This window comes from Rhodoplanes sp. P11 (assembly GCF_964266735.1).
Lineage (GTDB): Bacteria > Pseudomonadota > Alphaproteobacteria > Rhizobiales > Xanthobacteraceae > Rhodoplanes > Rhodoplanes serenus.
This window is the reverse complement of sequence record NZ_CAXWGY010000021.1, coordinates 385,866-402,074: the sequence shown is the minus strand read 5'-3', so window position 1 is coordinate 402,074 and position 16,209 is coordinate 385,866. Positions and strand designations below refer to the sequence as shown.

General features: G+C 72.0%; 20 protein-coding genes and 1 tRNA gene. 13 read left to right on the top strand and 8 right to left on the bottom strand.

The window, feature by feature from the left end:
- From ACFQUV_RS24685 to ACFQUV_RS24645, 9 genes are all read left to right on the top strand, one after another.
- The coding region (locus ACFQUV_RS24685; RefSeq protein ID WP_165363742.1) for a hypothetical protein at nt 1–549 on the top strand (549 nt) is incomplete at its 5' end.
- Entirely contained in the window at nt 542–781 is a 240-nt protein-coding gene (locus tag ACFQUV_RS24680; protein WP_129607372.1) for a hypothetical protein, read from the top strand. The genes ACFQUV_RS24685 and ACFQUV_RS24680, both read left to right, overlap by 8 nt.
- An 11-nt stretch (nt 782–792) precedes the next feature.
- Nucleotides 793–987, top strand: a complete 195-nt coding sequence (locus tag ACFQUV_RS24675; RefSeq protein ID WP_129607371.1) for a hypothetical protein — start codon at nt 793–795, stop codon at nt 985–987.
- Nucleotides 987–1,940: a PD-(D/E)XK nuclease-like domain-containing protein gene (locus ACFQUV_RS24670; RefSeq protein WP_378395934.1), complete on the top strand. Its 954-nt coding sequence runs from the start codon at nt 987–989 to the stop codon at nt 1,938–1,940. Before ACFQUV_RS24675 ends, ACFQUV_RS24670 begins: the two co-directional genes overlap by 1 nt.
- Nucleotide 1,941: 1 nt before the next feature.
- Nucleotides 1,942–3,048 (top strand): AAA family ATPase, encoded by a 1,107-nt coding sequence (locus ACFQUV_RS24665; protein ID WP_129607369.1) that lies wholly within the window; start codon nt 1,942–1,944, stop codon nt 3,046–3,048.
- Nucleotides 3,049–3,109: 61 nt separating this feature from the next.
- Nucleotides 3,110–3,358 carry a hypothetical protein gene (locus tag ACFQUV_RS24660; protein WP_129607368.1) on the top strand — a complete coding sequence of 83 codons (249 nt, stop codon included), beginning with the start codon at nt 3,110–3,112 and terminating at the stop codon, nt 3,356–3,358.
- On the top strand, nt 3,358–3,618 hold the full coding sequence (locus ACFQUV_RS24655) for a hypothetical protein (RefSeq protein WP_165363741.1): 261 nt from the start codon (nt 3,358–3,360) through the stop codon (nt 3,616–3,618). Before ACFQUV_RS24660 ends, ACFQUV_RS24655 begins: the two co-directional genes overlap by 1 nt.
- A gap of 2 nt (nt 3,619–3,620) precedes the next feature.
- Nucleotides 3,621–3,815, top strand: coding sequence for a hypothetical protein (locus tag ACFQUV_RS24650; RefSeq protein ID WP_129607367.1), 195 nt, complete (start codon nt 3,621–3,623; stop codon nt 3,813–3,815).
- Nucleotides 3,799–4,830 carry a site-specific integrase gene (locus ACFQUV_RS24645; RefSeq protein ID WP_129607366.1) on the top strand — a complete coding sequence of 344 codons (1,032 nt, stop codon included), beginning with the start codon at nt 3,799–3,801 and terminating at the stop codon, nt 4,828–4,830. Before ACFQUV_RS24650 ends, ACFQUV_RS24645 begins: the two co-directional genes overlap by 17 nt.
- Before the next feature lie 59 nt (nt 4,831–4,889).
- Here ACFQUV_RS24645 and ACFQUV_RS24640 read toward each other — a convergent pair.
- A tRNA-Gln gene (locus tag ACFQUV_RS24640) sits at nt 4,890–4,963 on the bottom strand.
- A 166-nt stretch (nt 4,964–5,129) separates the two neighbouring features.
- Nucleotides 5,130–5,831: a nitroreductase gene (locus ACFQUV_RS24635; RefSeq protein WP_207211335.1), complete on the bottom strand. Its 702-nt coding sequence runs from the start codon at nt 5,829–5,831 to the stop codon at nt 5,130–5,132.
- 420 nt (nt 5,832–6,251) lie between these two features.
- On the opposite strand from ACFQUV_RS24635, the gene ACFQUV_RS24630 reads away from it, so the two are divergent.
- Nucleotides 6,252–7,256: a Ppx/GppA phosphatase family protein gene (locus ACFQUV_RS24630; protein WP_129607365.1), complete on the top strand. Its 1,005-nt coding sequence runs from the start codon at nt 6,252–6,254 to the stop codon at nt 7,254–7,256.
- A gap of 40 nt (nt 7,257–7,296) precedes the next feature.
- Here ACFQUV_RS24630 and ACFQUV_RS24625 read toward each other — a convergent pair whose 3' ends face one another.
- From ACFQUV_RS24625 to ACFQUV_RS24605, 5 genes are read right to left on the bottom strand one after another with little or no spacing between them, the layout of a single operon-like run.
- Nucleotides 7,297–8,232, bottom strand: a complete 936-nt coding sequence (locus ACFQUV_RS24625; protein WP_129607364.1) for an oxaloacetate decarboxylase — start codon at nt 8,230–8,232, stop codon at nt 7,297–7,299.
- A 56-nt stretch (nt 8,233–8,288) separates the two neighbouring features.
- Nucleotides 8,289–9,026 carry an ABC transporter permease gene (locus ACFQUV_RS24620; RefSeq protein ID WP_129607363.1) on the bottom strand — a complete coding sequence of 246 codons (738 nt, stop codon included), beginning with the start codon at nt 9,024–9,026 and terminating at the stop codon, nt 8,289–8,291.
- A complete protein-coding gene (locus ACFQUV_RS24615; protein ID WP_111384210.1) occupies nt 9,026–9,778 on the bottom strand; it encodes an ABC transporter permease in 753 nt (250 codons plus the stop codon). Before ACFQUV_RS24615 ends, ACFQUV_RS24620 begins: the two co-directional genes overlap by 1 nt.
- Nucleotides 9,775–10,635: an ABC transporter ATP-binding protein gene (locus tag ACFQUV_RS24610; RefSeq protein ID WP_129607362.1), complete on the bottom strand. Its 861-nt coding sequence runs from the start codon at nt 10,633–10,635 to the stop codon at nt 9,775–9,777. Before ACFQUV_RS24610 ends, ACFQUV_RS24615 begins: the two co-directional genes overlap by 4 nt.
- Nucleotides 10,632–11,603, bottom strand: a complete 972-nt coding sequence (locus tag ACFQUV_RS24605; RefSeq protein WP_129607361.1) for an ABC transporter substrate-binding protein — start codon at nt 11,601–11,603, stop codon at nt 10,632–10,634. The genes ACFQUV_RS24610 and ACFQUV_RS24605 overlap by 4 nt, the downstream gene beginning before the upstream one ends.
- Nucleotides 11,604–11,708: 105 nt before the next feature.
- Here ACFQUV_RS24605 and ACFQUV_RS24600 point away from each other — a divergent pair, with 105 nt between their 5' ends.
- The 3 genes from ACFQUV_RS24600 (at nt 11,709) to ACFQUV_RS24590 (ending at nt 14,793) form a co-directional block, all read left to right on the top strand.
- Nucleotides 11,709–12,374, top strand: coding sequence for a GntR family transcriptional regulator (locus ACFQUV_RS24600; RefSeq protein ID WP_129607360.1), 666 nt, complete (start codon nt 11,709–11,711; stop codon nt 12,372–12,374).
- A 92-nt stretch (nt 12,375–12,466) separates the two neighbouring features.
- The gene (locus ACFQUV_RS24595) at nt 12,467–13,162 is read left to right on the top strand and encodes an RlmE family RNA methyltransferase (RefSeq protein ID WP_129607359.1); all 696 of its coding nucleotides are present in this window, start codon (nt 12,467–12,469) and stop codon (nt 13,160–13,162) included.
- A 197-nt stretch (nt 13,163–13,359) separates the two neighbouring features.
- A complete protein-coding gene (locus ACFQUV_RS24590) occupies nt 13,360–14,793 on the top strand; it encodes a hypothetical protein (protein WP_378395928.1) in 1,434 nt (477 codons plus the stop codon).
- Here ACFQUV_RS24590 and ACFQUV_RS24585 read toward each other — a convergent pair.
- Nucleotides 14,779–16,188, bottom strand: a complete 1,410-nt coding sequence (locus tag ACFQUV_RS24585) for an MFS transporter (protein WP_129611587.1) — start codon at nt 16,186–16,188, stop codon at nt 14,779–14,781. The genes ACFQUV_RS24590 and ACFQUV_RS24585 overlap by 15 nt on opposite strands.
- Nucleotides 16,189–16,209 lie beyond the last annotated feature (21 nt).

The following is a 16,209-nucleotide window of genomic DNA, read 5'->3' as shown; positions in this document are numbered from 1 at the left end:
CTGGAGCGGCTGACCGCCGAGCGCGACGCGCTCAGGGCGGCGCTGAAAACGATTGAAGCGCCGCTCGTAGGGACACCAATCGGAGATCCGTGGGCATTCTATGCGGATTTGCAGGCTGTCGCCCGCGACGCCCTCGCGGGCCAGACAGAGCCGGCCGCCGTGCACTGCGTCGAGCTTCATCCTGACGACGCATCACCCGGCTCTGGATCAGGTTCCGGACGGACGCTGATCGCAATCGGGCGATGGCGCTGTGGTGAAATATTGGCCTTTGGTCACCACCGCTTGGTCGTCGACCAAGCGGATGGAGCGAAGATTGCCTGCGTCTACGGTCCCTCTAGCGCCGCCAACGCCAGACTGATCGCCGCAGCGCCAGAGACTGCGGCCGAGCGCGACCGACTCGCCGACAGGGTCCGTCAGCTTGAGTACGTAATCAAGTGCACCCGAGAGGTGATCATTGGTCACTTCGATGACGGCTGTGACGAATGCGCGAATGCCGTCGCGCTAATCGACCTTGCCCTCGCCAAGGCGGAGGGCCGCTCCGATGGCTGACATCCATCTCATCACGTCGTCGATGCACCGGCCGCCGCAGCGCCGGCCCGACGGCCACCGCGCCGACGTGGTGTCGCTCGTCGAGCGGCGGCAGGTCGAGATCGTCCGCCGGGCGGCCCGCCGCCGGCCACAGCCCGATCCCCCGATGATTCCCGATCCCCCGATGACCGAGGCCGGCATCGTCCGCCGCGCTCTCGGCCTCACCGACCCCGAGCCGCCGCGCGCGGCCTGACAGGAGGCTCCATGATGGACGTCGCCACCCGGCAGATCGTCGCGGCGCTCGCGGCGGGCGAGGCGCTGCCCAGCCTGCAACGCGGCGCCGCCGAGATCATCGGCCGGCAGGCCGAGGAGATTGCCACCCTGCGCCTGACGCTGCGCCATCTGGAGGCGTGGTCCGGCGTGCACGAGACCGACCCGCCCGCAACGGAGGCCGCGTGATGTCGCGCATCACCACGCCCGGCTTTTACCCGCACATGAGCGCCGGCGATTACCACGCCGACCCGTGCCCGGAGCCGTCGCTAACGCAATCGATCGCCAAGCTGCTGCTGGAGCGCTCGCCGCTGCACGCCTGGCACGTGCATCCGCGGCTCAATCCCGCCTTCGCGCCGGAGGAGCCGACGAGGTTCGACGTGGCCCATGTGGCGCACACGCTGCTGCTCGGGCGCGGCAAGGACGTGGCCGTGATCGACGCCGCCGACTGGCGGACGAAGGCCGCGAAAGAGGAGCGCGACGATGCCTTGGCCCGCGGGCGATTGCCGATCCTCGCCGAGCAGTACGAGCGGGCCAGGCTGCTGGTCGATCGCGCCCGCGACCAGCTCTCGGCCGCCGGACTCGGCGAGGCGTTCTCGCCGGACGCGGGCGACGGCGAGATGGTGATCGCGTGGCAGGACGGCGACGGGCTGTGGCGGCGCGCCATGATCGACTGGCTCTCGCACGATCGCCGTCTCGTCCTCGACTACAAGACGACGCTCGCCAGCGCGGCGCCGCACGCGATCCCGACGAAGATGGCGGCCGACGGCTGGTGCATCCAGGCGGCCCAGCACGAGGCGGGGCTCGACATCCTCGATCCCGAGACCGCGGGACGGCGTCGCCACATCTTCGTGTGCCAGGAGGCGACGGAGCCCTACGCGCTGTCGATCGTCGAGATCCCCGAGGCGGCCATGACGATCGGCCGGCGTCAGCTCGCGATGGCTCGCGACATCTGGTCCGCCTGCTCACGCGCGGGCATCTGGCCCGGGTATCCGCGAGGGGTGATCCGTCCTGCATATCCGGAGTGGGCGGAGAGTCGTTGGATCGATCGTGAGATCGACGAGTTCGCCGACGTCGTCGCGCCTCTGCGGGCGCCGATCGCGCGTCCCGCTCCCATGTTGACCGACCTCGCCGGAGGCTGAGATGGCGTTCACCTTCGCGCCCGCGGTGCGTGACCGCGTGTCCCTCCTGATCGCGCTCGCGGGAGCGTCCGGCTCGGGCAAGACCCTGTCGGCCCTGCGTCTCGCCCGCGGCCTCGCCGATGGCGACGACGGCAGGATCGCCGTCATCGACACCGAGGCGGGACGCGCCAAGCACTATGCGGTCGCCCCCGGCGAGACGCCGAGCGCCGAGCGCTTCGGGTTCGCGCATGGCGATCTGCGCCCGCCGTTCTCGCCGGAGGCGTACGCCGATGCCGTCGCGACCGCCGACGCGGCGGGGTTCGACGTCATCGTGATCGACTCGTGCTCGCACGAATACGAGGGCGAGGGCGGACTCCACGACATGCACGGTGCCAATGTCGAGACGGCGATCGATCGCGCCAAGTCGGCGCACAATCCGTCCTGGGGTCCGTTCGACGAGGCGCGGGCCGCCGAGCGCGCCAGCATTGGCGCGTGGAAGGAGCCGAAACGGCTGCACAAGCGGTTCGTGCACCGACTGCTGCAATGCCGCGCACACCTGATCCTGTGCCTCCGGGCCGAGGAGAAGATGCGGGTTGAGCAGATCGAGGAGGAGCGCAACGGCCGCACCTTCAAGCGCACCGTCATCGTGCAGCCGAAGGACATGCCGCCGAACGAGCGTTGGGTGCCGATCTGCGAAAAGCGGTTCATGTACGAGATGACGATCTCGCTCATCCTCACCCCGGATGAGCCCGGCAAGCCGATCCCGATCAAGCTGCAACAGCAACACCGCGGCGCGGTCCCGATCGGGAGGGTCCTGTCGGAAGAGGCCGGTCGCGCGCTCTCGGCCTGGGCGAGCGGCGGTCATCCTGCCCGGCGTCCGGCCGGAGAGCTGGCCGACGAGGGTGCCGGAGACGACTTCGGCGCGCCCGGCGGCAAGACGCTGTCGGACCACGACGACGCGCTGACGGAAGCCGCCGCGCAGGGCACGGACGAGCTGCGGCGGGCGTGGCAGGCGCTGCCGGCCGACATCCGCGCGGAACTCAAGACGGCGCTCGACCGTCGCCACAAGCCGGCGGCCGCCGCGGCCGACGTGGCGAGGCAGCCGAAGGACGAGGAGGCCGCAGCGTGATCACGCTCGATCAGTTCGCGGCGCGCCACCCGGCGCCGGCCGCACCAGAGGAGGAGCCGGCATGACGACTCCGCCCGTGTCGATCCACCGCCAGGCCGACGAGGTCGAGTTGGCCGCGCTGAACGAGCGCGGACACCTGGAGAGGCTGCGCGCCCTCACGGGGCGCCATCGCCGGTCGGAGCACGAGATGGAGGCGGCCGAGCGCCGCATTCCGATCCTGGAAGCGGCGGCGCGGACGCTGCGCTGGGTCCAGCGGCACGAGGCCGAACTGCGCGAGCGGTTCGGCCTGGGGCGAGGGGAGGCGGCGTGATGGGCTGGCTCAACGACACGCCGCATTCGGGCCGTGTCGGCCGCGTCACCGGGCGGCGCGGCGAGCGGCGGCCGACCGAGCCCCGCGGCTATGCGGCGCCGCCCGGCACCGGGCCGGCCGGCGAGACCTGCGGCGCGTGCCGGCACATCCTGCGGGGCCGGCGCTATCGGAAATGCGAGCTGGCGCGCGCCCTGTGGACGCACGGTCCCGGGACGGACATCCGGGCCCGGGCGCCGGCCTGCCGGCGGTGGGAAGCCTGACCATGCCGCGCGCCGGGCCGACTTTCCGACAAGCCGATTTGACCCGGGCCCTCAAGGCCGCGACTGCGGCTGGCGTGAAGGTTGCCAAGGTCGAGATCGAGGGCAGCAAGATCACGATCCATTCCGATACCGCGGCGCCGGCCGAACCGGCGAGCGACCTGGACCGATGGATGGCGGGCCGTGCGCGTCAGGCTTAAGGGCGTCAACCGCGTCACCAAGCGGCTCGCCGACGGCCGGTCCGTCACCTACTGGTACGCCTGGAAGGGCGGGCCGCGCCTGGACGGCGAGCCCGGCACGGCCGAGTTCATCGCCAGCTACAACGCCGCGGTCGCCCGCAAGGTGTCGCCACCGACGGGCGTGTTGCTGTCCGTCCTGCACGGCTATCAGCTCAGCACCGATTTCACCGACCTCGCGCCCCGCACCCGGGCCGACTACGTGAAGCAGATCCGGATCGTCGAAGGCGAGTTCGGCGACTTTCCGTTGAGCGCGCTCGCCGACCGCCGCACCCGCGGCGTCTTCATGGCGTGGCGCGACCGGCTCGCCGCGACGTCCCGCCGGCAGGCCGATTACGCCTGGCAGGTGCTCGCGCGGGTGCTGTCGTGGGCCAAGGGCCGGGGCCTCGTCGCCGCGAACCCGTGCGAGCGCGGCGGCCGCCTGTACGGCGAGACGCGGGCCGAGAAGGTGTGGACGGCGGACGACGAGGCCGCGTTCCTGCGGACGGCGCCGGCGCACCTGCACCTTGCGCTGATGCTCGCGCTATGGACCGGCCAGCGGCAAGGCGACCTGCTGCGCCTCGGGTGGTCGGCCTACGACGGCAGGGTGATTCGGCTGCGGCAGTCCAAGACCGGGGCGAGGGTGACGATCCCGGCGGGCGCGCCGTTGAAGGCTGCGCTCGATGCGGCGCCGCGGAAGTCCACCGTGATCTTGACCAACAGCGACGGCCGGGCCTGGACCGCGGACGGCTTCCGTTCGTCGTGGCGCAAGGCGTCCGCGAAGGCCGGCATCACCGGCGTCACCTTCAACGATCTCCGCGGGACCGCCGTGACCCGGCTGGCGCTCGCCGAATGCACCGAGGCCGAGATCGCGACCATCACGGGGCACAGCCTTCGGGACGTGCGATCGATCCTCGATGCGCACTACCTCGCCCGCGATCCCGCCCTCGGCGAGAGCGCGATCAGGAAGCTCGAACGACGAACGGATTCGTCCAACTGAGCGCCCAACCGTGCGCCCATGGTCTGGTCTGTTGAAAGGGAAAGTGCGGCGTTTTCAAGTGGCTGGGGGACTAGGATTCGAACCTAGACTAACGGAGTCAGAGTCCGCTGTTCTACCATTAAACTATCCCCCATCACGGCGGTGCCGGGCCGGATCGGCCATGCGGCAGCACCGAGATGACCGCGCCGGCGAACCGTCGCGCGGTGCCGCTCATATAATCGGGAAGCCGGTCGCGGTCTACCCCCTCTTGCAGGGGAGCGGGTTGTGCAGACCGGCCCCGCGCGGCCGGCCGGCGCCCGTCACTCCGGCCGGAATCCGTGCAAGCGGGCGAATTCCGCGAGCGGCGCGCGCGCGGCGTGGAAGCGATTCACCGGGGCGTCGGGATCGGGGTGGCCGAGGGCGATGCCGCACACCAGGAGCTCGGTGTCTGGCAGGCCGATCAGCGGCCGCACGATCGGCGCGACGCGCGCCCACGACGCTTGCGCGCAGGTGGCGAGGCCATGGCCGCGGGCGAGCAGCATGAACGTCGCCAGATAGCCGCCGACATCGGCCCACTGGCCCGGCCCACAGCGGCGATCGAGGGTGAGGAACAACCCGACCGGCGCGCCGCAGAAGGTGTAGTTGCGCAAGAACTGGTCGCGGCGGCCGGCCACGTCGTCGCGGGCGATGCCGAGCGCCCGGTATATCGCCAGGCCGTTCTCCAGACGGCGGCGGCGCAGCGGCTCGAACAGCGGCTCCGGGTAGACCGGGTGGTCGCCGCCGGCGAGCTCGCGCGGATCGACGTCGGGGAGAGCGGCCCCGACCTGGCGCACCAGCGCCCGCAGCGGCTCGCCCGTGAAGGCATGCACCAGCCAGGGCTGGAGATTGCCGCTGGAGGCGGCGCGTGCGGCGCGGCCGATCAGGTCGCGCACCACGGCGGCATCGACCGGCCGGTCCAAAAAGGCGCGGCAGCTCGCGCGCGATTCGACGGCCTCGAACACGTCCATGACGGCTGGTCCCACGGCTCGACTCGGGGTGTGGTAACGCGGTCCGCAGGATGCGCGCCGCCGGTGCCCCGTCAATCCCGGCCGGCAACGCCCGCGTCCCGGGCGGGGCGCCGCAACACCTGTGCCGGAGCGGCGTGGCCCGGCCGACAAGATGTGATGAATCATAGTTCAAATATCGTCGGGTGAGTCTTGCGGCGCAGCATAAGTGTCGTCACGGCATGGCAATTGCGTCCTCGGTCAGGCTTGCTACACTGGTCTGGAAGACAGAACACATCGTGACGACGCTCGGCGCCTGTGCGGCTGCCGGCGCGAGGACGATTGATGGACCAAGAGGCTGACACCACCGGCCTCCTCGGCACAACATGCCCGGGGGGGACCAAGGGGGTGTGCGAGCATCCCGCGCCGCGACGGCCGGAGCATGCGGACACTGGCGCCATGGCGGCGCCGGCCACCGCCGCCCCGGGCCGGTGGCCGACCTATGCGGCACTCGATCTCGGCACCAACAACTGCCGCCTGCTGGTGGCCCGCCCCACCGGCAACGGCTTCCGCGTCATCGATGCGTTCTCGCGCATCATCCGGCTCGGGGAGGGCGTCTCGCGTAGCGGCCGCATTGGCGAGGCGGCGATCGGGCGGGCCGTCGAGGCGCTCGCCGTGTGCCGCGACAAGATGCGGGCGCGCGGCGTCACCCGCGCCCGGCTGATCGCCACCGAGGCGTGCCGGGCGGCCGAGAACGGCGCCGACTTCCAGTCCCGCATCCGCGACCTGGTGGGTCTCGACCTGGAGATCGTCGACCGCCGCACCGAGGCGGAGCTGGCCGCCACCGGCTGCACGCCACTGATGGACCCGGGCTCGCGTGGCGCCATCCTGTTCGATATCGGCGGCGGTTCGTCGGAGCTGGTCCGCCTCGGCCGCTCCGTGGTGGCCGGCCGCGGCCCGCCGAAGCCGGTGATCGAGGGCTGGGTGTCGCTGCCGGTCGGCGTCGTCACGCTGGCGGAGCGGTTCGGCGGCGTCACCGTCGATCGCGGCACCTTCGACGACATGGTGGCGGAGGTCGGCAGGGCGCTGGCCGACTTCTCGGGCCGCCACGGCGGCGACCTGGGCGGCCTGCACATGCTCGGCACCTCGGGCACGGTGACGACCATCGCGGGCGTGCATCTCGCGCTGCCGCGCTACGACCGCCGCCGGGTCGACGGCTGCTGGCTGCGCGCCCACGAGATCACCGCGGTGATCGACCGGCTGATGGCGATGAGCTACCAGGACCGCGTCGACAATCCGTGCATCGGTGGCGAGCGGGCCGATCTGGTGCTGGCCGGCTGCGCCATCCTGGAGGCGATCCGCCGCGCGTTTCCGTGCCCGCGCCTGCGGGTGGCCGATCGCGGCCTGCGCGAGGGCATCCTGGTCAAGATGATGCGCGCCGACGGGGTGTGGGACCGCGGCTGACGGCGCGCCGGCCGACGCCCGGGACCTCGGCCGTCGCGTTTCACTCCGCCGCGGCGGAGCCGGCGCGGGACGACGCAGGGCCGTCGGCGTGCGCACGGTCGACCGGCGCACGGTCGGCGTGCTCGCGGTCGAACCGCCACACCTCCTCGAAGCCCATCAGCCGGTTCATCTCGGCGAAGCTGTAGAGCGGCGGCGCGGCGCCGAGCGAGCTGCCGGTCTGTCGGATGTGGCCGAACACGCTCTCGATCGCCGCGGTGGCGGCCAGGAAGCCGGCGCCCGGATAGATGGCGAGCGCGAAGCCGAGCGCCGCCAGCCGGTCGGCCGGCAGGATCGGGGTGCGGCCGCCCTCCACCATGTTGGCGACGAGCGGCCAGTCGCCGAGCTCGGCGCCGATGCGGGCCATCTCGGCCTCGCTCTCCGGCGATTCGACGAACAGGAGATCGGCGCCGGCCTCGCCGTAGAGGCGGGCACGGCGGATCGCCTCGTCGAGCCCGAGCGCCGTGCGCGCGTCGGTGCGGGCGACGATCAGGAACTCGTCGCTCTCCCGGCTCTCGGCCGCCACCGCGATCTTGCGCACCATGTCGTCGGCCGGGATGACCCGGCGGTCCGGCGTGTGGCCGCACTTCTTGGGGAACTCCTGGTCCTCGAGCTGGATGCCGGCGGCGCCGGCGCGCTCGTAGCCGCGCACCGTGTGGCGCACGTTGAGGAGCCCGCCATAGCCGGTGTCGCCGTCGGCGATCAGCGGCGTCTCGGCGATCCCGGCCATGGTGCCGACCCGGTCGACCATGTCGGTGAAGCTGGCAAGCCCGGCGTCCGGCAGGCCGAGCAGCGACGCCACCGCGCCGTAGCCCGTCATGTACAGCACGTCGAAGCCCATGCGGTCGGCGATCCGCAGCGAGATCATGTCGTAGACGCCGGGGGCGGCGATCACCCGGTCGCGCGGGCGGGCGTTCAGGATGGCGCGCAGCGAGGCCATGCGGTGTCGTCTCCGTGGTTCGGTCCGGCCGCCGCGGCGGCGCGGGCGGCCGCCCGTCAGGCGGGCCGGTGATGCAGGCGGTGCTCCAACGCCAGCAGGGCGGCGTTGGCGGTGACCGCGAAGGCGCCGACCATCAGGATGATGGCCAGCATGGTGGGGACGTCGTGCAGCCCGATGGCGTTCATCAGCAGGAAGCCGAGGCCACGCTGCGACGAGAACATCTCGCCGATGAACACGCCGAGCAGCGTCACCGAAAAGCCGATACGCACGCCGGTGACGATCTCGGGCACCGCGGCGGGCGCCAACACGGCCGCCAGCGTCCGCCAGCGCGACAGTCGCAGGGCGCGTGCCGCGCGGGCGTAGACGGGCGGCAGGGCGAGCACGCCGTTCATGGCGAAGATCGCCACCGGCACGAGCCCGTGGATGGTGCCGAACGCCACCTTGGCGGACAGGCCGAGGCCGAACACCAGCAGGATCACCGGATAGAGCGTGATCTTCGGCAGGCTGTAGAGCGACACCAGGATCGGCTCGCCGACCTCGGCCGAGAACCGATGCAGCCCGAGCGGCAGACCGATGGCGAGACCGCCCCCGATGGCGAAGACCAGCGACAGCGCGAACGCCCACGCCGTCTCGCCGGCATGCGGCCAGAAGCGCGGGCTCGCCAGCATCTCGGCGGCGCGCGCCACCGTGCCGGCCGGCGACGTCACCGCGTCGGGGGCGAGCCAGTGGACGCCCTGCCAGGCGAGGAGCCCGACCGCGAGGACCAGCAGCGTGTCGAGGAGGCGGGTCGGCATCAGCGCGCCCTCCGCCGTGCCAGCAGGCGCTGCTCGGCGCCGTGCAGCACGCCGTTGACCACCACGACGATGCCGAGCAGCAGCAGCATCAGGGCGTACATGGTGCGGTTGTCGTAGTTGTTGAAGGCGTACGCGATGGCGTAGCCGAGCCCCGAGGTGGCCATGATGAACTCCGCCGCGATGACGCCGATGAAGGCGTAGGCGACCGCGAGCTTGATGCCGGTGAACAGATGCGGGGCGGCGCTCGGCAGCTTGATTTTGAGGGCGGTGCGCACCGGCCCCATCCGCCACACCCGGGCGGTGCGCGGCAGCGCCCGGGGGATGCGGTCGAAGCCGTTCAGGGTGGCGACCATCATGGCCACCACGGCGAACATGAAGCCGATGGCGACGATCGGCAGCCGGCCGATGCCGAGCACGACGATCAGCACCGGGTAAAAGGCGAAGAAGGGCAGGGCGTAGTAGCTTGCCAGGAACGGATCGAGGGCGCGGCGCAGGCGCGGCAGGCCATGCACCACGGCGCCGAGCGAGAAGCCGGCCACGAGAGCGAGCCCGCAGGCGAGCGCGACATTGCCGAGCGTCTCGACGAGATCGGCGTTGGCGTCGCCGGCGCGCAGGATCGACCACAGCTTGGCGGCCACCTCGGACGGCGGCACCGCGACGCCGGCACGCAGCAGGCCGCCGCGGGCCGCGAGTTCGAGCGCCGCCACGGCGGCGACCACGATGGCGGTACGGACCAGGCCGGCGCGGCTCATGCGTGGTCCGCTCCCGCCGGTGCCTGGGCCCCGATGGCGCGCAGTGATTCTTCACGCAGCAGCCCCCACAGGCGGCTGGTGACGGCGCCGAAGCCCGGATCGGCGGCGATGCGGCTGTCGCGCTCGCGCGGCCAGCCGGTCTCGATCTCGGCCAGGATGCGGCCCGGCCGCGCCGACATCACGCCGATACGGTCCGACAGCATGGCGGCCTCGTCGAGCGCGTGGGTGATCAGCATCACGGTGGCGCCGGTCTCGCGCCACACCCGCAGCAGCTCGTCGCCCATGATCAGGCGGGTCTGAGCGTCGAGGGCGCCGAACGGCTCGTCGAGCAGGATCAGCCGCGGCTGCATCACCAGGGTGCGGGCGATGCAGACGCGCTGCCGCATGCCGCCGGAGAGCTGCGGCGGATGCGCGGCGGCGAAGTCGCGCAGCCCCATCAGGGCGAGCGCCGCATCGACCCGGCGGCCGATCTCGGCGGCATCGACGCCGTTCTCGCGCAGCCCGAAGCCGATGTTGTCGCGCACCGTCATCCACGGGAACGAGGCGTCCTCCTGGAACACCACGCCGACGCCGTCCGGCACCGCGCCATCGACCGGCCGGCCCTCGAACGTGATGGCGCCGGCGCTCGGCCGCGACAGGCCCGAGAGCACGTCGAGCAAGGTCGACTTGCCGCATCCGGACGGACCGATCACCGAGTAGAACTCGCCGCGTCGGAGCGCGATGTCGACCGGCCCGAGAGCGTGGACGCCGCCGCGTCCGCCGACCGCCCCATAGGTGCGCGTCACCTCGGCGAGGCGGGCGTGGATCTCGTGCGGCGCCGTCGCGGCGGCGGGACGGGCGAGCGGCCGCACCGTCACAGGAAGCTCCCGTCGACGAGCTTCGACCAGTCGACCGGCCCGGAAATCTCGCCGACGATCTGGAGGCCCTTGGCCATGTTGTCCATGGCGGCCTGGTCGAAGGCGCCGTCGCTCCAGTAGCGCAGCGCCACCAGCCGCTCGACGGCGCGCCGCGCCACCGCCTTGTCGAGATCGTAGGCGGTCGCCACGATGGCGGCGGCCTCCTCCGGGTTGGCGTAGATGAACGCCACCGCCTTGCGGCGCGCCGCGATCAGCTTGCGCAGCTTGTCGGGGTTGTCCTTGGCGAACGCGCGGGTCGTCACGCCGACCGTCTGGACGATCGCCGGCAGCTCGTCCTTGGTCCAGAACACCGGCTTGAGCTTGTCCTCGAAGCGCGCCCACACCGGGTCCATGATCGGCGTCGCGACCACGCCGCCTTGCTGCATCAGGGTGACGCCCTGGCCGATGCCGCCGGCCGCGACGCCGTCCACCTTGATGCGGTGCTTGTCGGTGACCATGATCAGCAGCATCTCGGTGACCGACTTGGGCGACGTGAACGCCACCTTCTTGCCGGCGAGGTCGGCGATGGACTTGATCGGCGAGGCGTTCGGCGTCACCCACAGGATCTCGCCGGCGGTGCCGACGCCGGTGTGCACGATGGCGAGGTCGATGCCCTGGTTGGCGGCCGCGATGGCGGCCGGCAGCGCCACCTCGCCATAGGGCAGGTCGGAGGCCATCACGTTGCGCATGGTGGTGCCGCCGCCGCGGGAGGTGAGCACCCCGTCGATGTCGAGCCCCAGCTCCTTGTAGAAGCCCTTCTCGATCGCCACCGCGTAGGGGGCGCCGTACATGAGCTGGCCCCAGTGGGTGACGGTGACCTTCTCGCCGGCCGCCGCCGGCGACGATGCCGAGAGCGACACCGGAAGGGCCGATCCCACCGCCATCACGGCAGCCAGGATCGCTCCGCCTGCACGGATCATGAGCGACATCGCGTCTCCTCCTGCGGGCCGGTGGTTCTTTGGTCGACAGCCCTTGTTGGGAAAAGTATTGTACACAACGAAGGGACTGTCCAGCGGTCTCCCGAGGGCATCCGCATGAAGCGGCGCGCCGCCGACATCGCCTATGATCGCATCCGCGGCCATCTGCTGGCCGGGCGCTGGCCGGCCGGCACGCATCTGCGCGAGGCCGAGCTGTCGGCCGAGCTGGGCATGAGCCGCACGCCGGTGCGTGCCGCGCTCCAGCGCCTGGCGGCCGACTCGCTAATCGGCTTCGCGCCGCATCTCGGCGCCACCGTGCCGGGCTGGACCGCCGACGATCTCGACGAGATCTTCGCGCTGCGTCTCGCCCTCGAAGGGATGGCGGCGGAACGCGCCGCGACGCGGGCGACGGCGGACCAGATCGCCGAGCTGGACGGGCTCGCCCGCGCCATGGCCGAGGCGGCGTTGGCGCGTGGCGCGCGGCTCGGGCGGATCACCGAGGTGAACCAGCGCTTCCATCGGCTCATCGTCGAGGCGTCGGGCAGCCGCCGGCTTCTGCGCCTGATCGAGCTGGTGACCGAGCTGCCGGTGGTGGTCGGCACCTTCGTGCGCTACGACGACCGCGCCATGGCCCGTAGCATCGCCCATCACGGCGAGCTGGTGGAGGCGATCCGGGCCCGCGACGGCACCTGGGCGCGCGCCGTGATGGAGGCGCATCTGCGCGCCGGACGCGACGTCATGGTGCCGCGGCCGGCCGCCGAGGACACGGCCGCGACACGGTAATTGTGTACAACGATTGCGGCGCGGGAGCGGGCCGGGGTGGCCGCGGGGCGCGGCGGCTCGACAAGCGGCGGGTTCTGGACCACAACGCGACGATGACCACCGACCGCTCGCGCTCCACCTCCCTCAAGGTCCGCGTCAAGGCCCGCAAGGGCCGCACGCTGGCCCAGAAGCTGTGGCTCGACCGCCAGCTCAACGACCCCTATGTGGCGCAGGCCAAGCGCGAGGGCTACCGCTCGCGCGCCGCCTACAAGCTGATCGAGCTGGACGACCGCTTCCGCCTGCTGCGGCCGGGCGCCCGCGTGGTCGATCTCGGCGCCGCGCCGGGCGGCTGGAGCCAGGTGGCCGCCAAGCGCGTCGGCGCCGACGGCGGCAAAGGCCGCGTGGTGGCGATCGACCTGCTCGACATGCCGCCGATCGTCGGGGTCGACGTGCTCCATCTCGACTTCCTCGATCCGGCGGCGCCGGACCGGCTGAAGGCGCTGCTCGGCGGCCCCGCCGACGTGGTGCTCTCCGACATGGCCGCCAACGCCACCGGCCACCGCAAGACCGACCACCTCAAGATCATGGCGCTCGCCGAGGCAGCCGCGCTGTTCGCCCGCGAGGTCCTGGAGCCGGGCGGCGCCTTTCTGTGCAAGGTGCTGCGCGGCGGCACCGAGGGCGAGCTCCTGGCCGACCTCAAGCGCGACTTCGCCAAGGTCAAGCACGTCAAGCCGGCGGCGAGCCGCGCCGACTCGGCCGAGCTGTACGTCCTGGCGATGGGATTCCGGCAGGTGCCGTCGGCCGCGTAGGGTGGGCAAATCACCGGAGCCCGGATGGTGCGTAGCGACATCCGGGACCGCATCTCCGCGCCCGCCCCGGCCGTCGCTTCGCTCCCGCCGGGCTACGGCAGCTCGCTACAGCAGCTCGCCGCCGCCTTTTCGCGCTTGACCCGCGCCGCCGCGAGGCGTGACGTCCGCCCGGAACCGACGAACCGGGGGAGGGCGGCATGACCGAGCGACGCGGGGGGACCTGGGGGTGGATCGCGCTGGCCGGCGCCGTCGGGGCGCTCGCGGCCGTGCTGGTGATGGCCACGGTGTTCGCCGGCAGCCGGGCCGCCGCGTCGCTCGGCGACCAGCGGGCCCGGGCCACCCTGCGAGCCGCCATCGCGGATGGCAGCATCCTCGAAACCCGCGGCTTCGTTCCGCTGATCCGCTCGTCCGGCCGCTGGGCCGTGGCCGTGCATCGCCACGACTGCCTGATCTTCACCGCGGTGCTGGCCGCCTATCCGGATGCGACGAGCGCCACGCTGCGCACCGCCCGGCTCGGCCCGGCCGCGGCGCCGCTCGATCCGCGCGTGCCCGAGAATCCCGATTGCCAGGCCCTCGGGCAGGCGCTGGACCCGGCGGGGCCGCAGCCCGCGATGGCCTATTACGACCGCTATCCGATGGCCCAGCGTCCGATCGCCCAGGTGCTTTTGACCTTCGTGCCGATCCGCACGGTGACGACCGTGCTGGGCTGGACCACCTTCCTGTCGTTCGTGGCGGTGGCGCTCGTCGCCGCCGTCCGCCGCACTTGGAGCCTCGCGGCGGCGGCCCTGGCCTTCGCGCTGTTCTCCGGCACCTGGCATTTCGGTGCCATGCTGTACTTCGCGCCGCTCGATCTCGCCCACGCGGCGTTTCTCGGCTTTGCCGTGATGGCGGCGGGCGAGCGGCCGCGGCTCGCCGCCTTCGCTGTCGCCGGGGCTCTCTATGGGGCCGTCATCGGGGCGTTCGAGATGCTGACCGGCGGCATCCCGGTGGCGCTCGCGCTGATCGCCATGGCGACCGCGCTCGCCTCGCCGTCGCGGCCGCAGGACTGGGGCGGGCGGCTCGCCGTCACGGTGGTGGCGTTCTGCGTGGCGCTCGCCGGGGTGTTCGCCGTCAAGCTCGTGGCGGTGTCGTTCGCCACCGGCACCAACCTGTTCGTCGAGCATGCCCCGGCGCTGATGCATCGGCTACGCGGCGACATCGCGCCGGAGCTGTCGCCCGCGGTGGCCGAGCGGATGCGGGCCGTGTTCGGGATCGACCTGGCGGCCGCGGCACGCGATCCGGTGCAGGGGCCGCTCGTGCTGGCGGCGATCTACGGCTACTGGAGCGGGCTGATCGGCTGGGGCTCGCCGATCATCGGATGCCTGGTGGTGGTGGTCGGCTTCGGCGTGCTGGTGGTGGCGAGCCTGCGCGCCTTCCCGTCGCCCACCGCCAGCCTGCGGTTGGTGACGGTGCTGCGCGCCTGCTGGCTCGCCGTCGCGGTGCAGATCGCCTGGGTCCTGGTGTTCTGGAACCATGCGCTGCTGCACGGCTTCTTCATGGCCCGCCTGCTGGTGGTGCCGGTGCTGTGCGGTGCGGTCGTCGCCGTCGAGGTCCTGCGCGTGCGGCGTGGCGCCGGGTCAGTCCTGCGCTGAGCGGTCGCCCTTGCGGCGCGCCAGCTCGGCGCCGGCGTCGGCCGGCATGCGCAGGAAGAAGACCAGCGACGCCGCCGCGATCAGCCCGATGGTCGCGAAGGCCGGCGGGAACGCTGCGGCGGTCAACGCGGCGTCGCCGCGCACCGCCATCGCGGTCTCCAGCGCCAGCGCCCCGACGGTGACGCCGGTCGACACCGAGAGCTGCTGCGACACGCTGGCGAGCGACGTCGCCCGGCTCATCCTCCGCGGCTCCACATCGGCGAACGCGATGGTGTTGACGCTGGTGAACTGGAGCGAGCGGAACAGCCCGCCGGTGAGCAGCACGGCGATCATCACCCACACCGGCGTGCCGGGCACGAACAGGCCGCAGGCCGCGATGGTGCCGGCGGCGAGGAGCGCGTTGACCGACATGGTGGCGCGGAAGCCGAAGCGGCGCAGGATGCGCGGCACCAGCGTCTTCATCACCATGGCGCCGAACGCCGTCGCGAAGGTCACCATGCCGGATTCGAACGGCGTCATGCCGAAGCCGATCTGGAGCAGGAGCGGCATCAGGAACGGCAGCGCCCCGGCGCCGACCCGGAACACGAAGCCGCCGGCGACGCCGGCCCGGAAGGTCGGCAGCGCCAGCAAGGAGAGGTCGATCACCGGGGCCGGGGCGCGCCGCGCATAGAGCACATACGCGAAGGTCGCGGCCGCCCCGACCGCCAGCAGCGTCAGCGAGGCGGCGAGCGGCACGACGCGCACGCTGATCACCGTCGAGCCGAAGGCGAGGCCGCCGATGCCGAGCGCCACCAGAGCCATGCCGACGGTATCAAAGGGGTCGGGCACCTCCGCCTTCACGTTGTCGACGAACTTGGTCACCAGCACGAAGCCGATGATGCCGATCGGCACGTTGATGAAGAAGATCCAGTGCCAGCTCGCATAGGTGGTGAGGAAGCCGCCGAGCGGCGGCCCCAGCAGCGGGCCGATCAGCGCCGGCAGGGTGACGAGCGCCATGGCGTCGACCAGCTTGCTCTTGTCGACCGCGCGGATCAGCACCAGCCGGCCGACCGGGCTCATCATGGCGCCGCCCATGCCCTGGAGAAAGCGCGCCAGCACGAAGTGCCACAGCGCACCCGACACGGCGCACAGCACCGAGCCGGCGACGAACACCACGATGGCGGTGCGGAAGATGGTGCGGGCGCCGAATCGGTCGGCCATCCAGCCGCTCACCGGGATGAAGATGGCGAGCGCCAGCAGGTAGGAGGTGACGGCGAGCTTCAGCTCGATCGGCGAGGTGCCGATATCGGCCGCGATCGCCGGCAGCGCGGTGGCGATCACGGTCGAGTCCATGTTCTCCATGAACAGGGCGACGGCGACGATGAAGGGAACGAGACGTTCGCGGGTGAGCGGCATCCGGCGGGGGCGGTTGGAGGA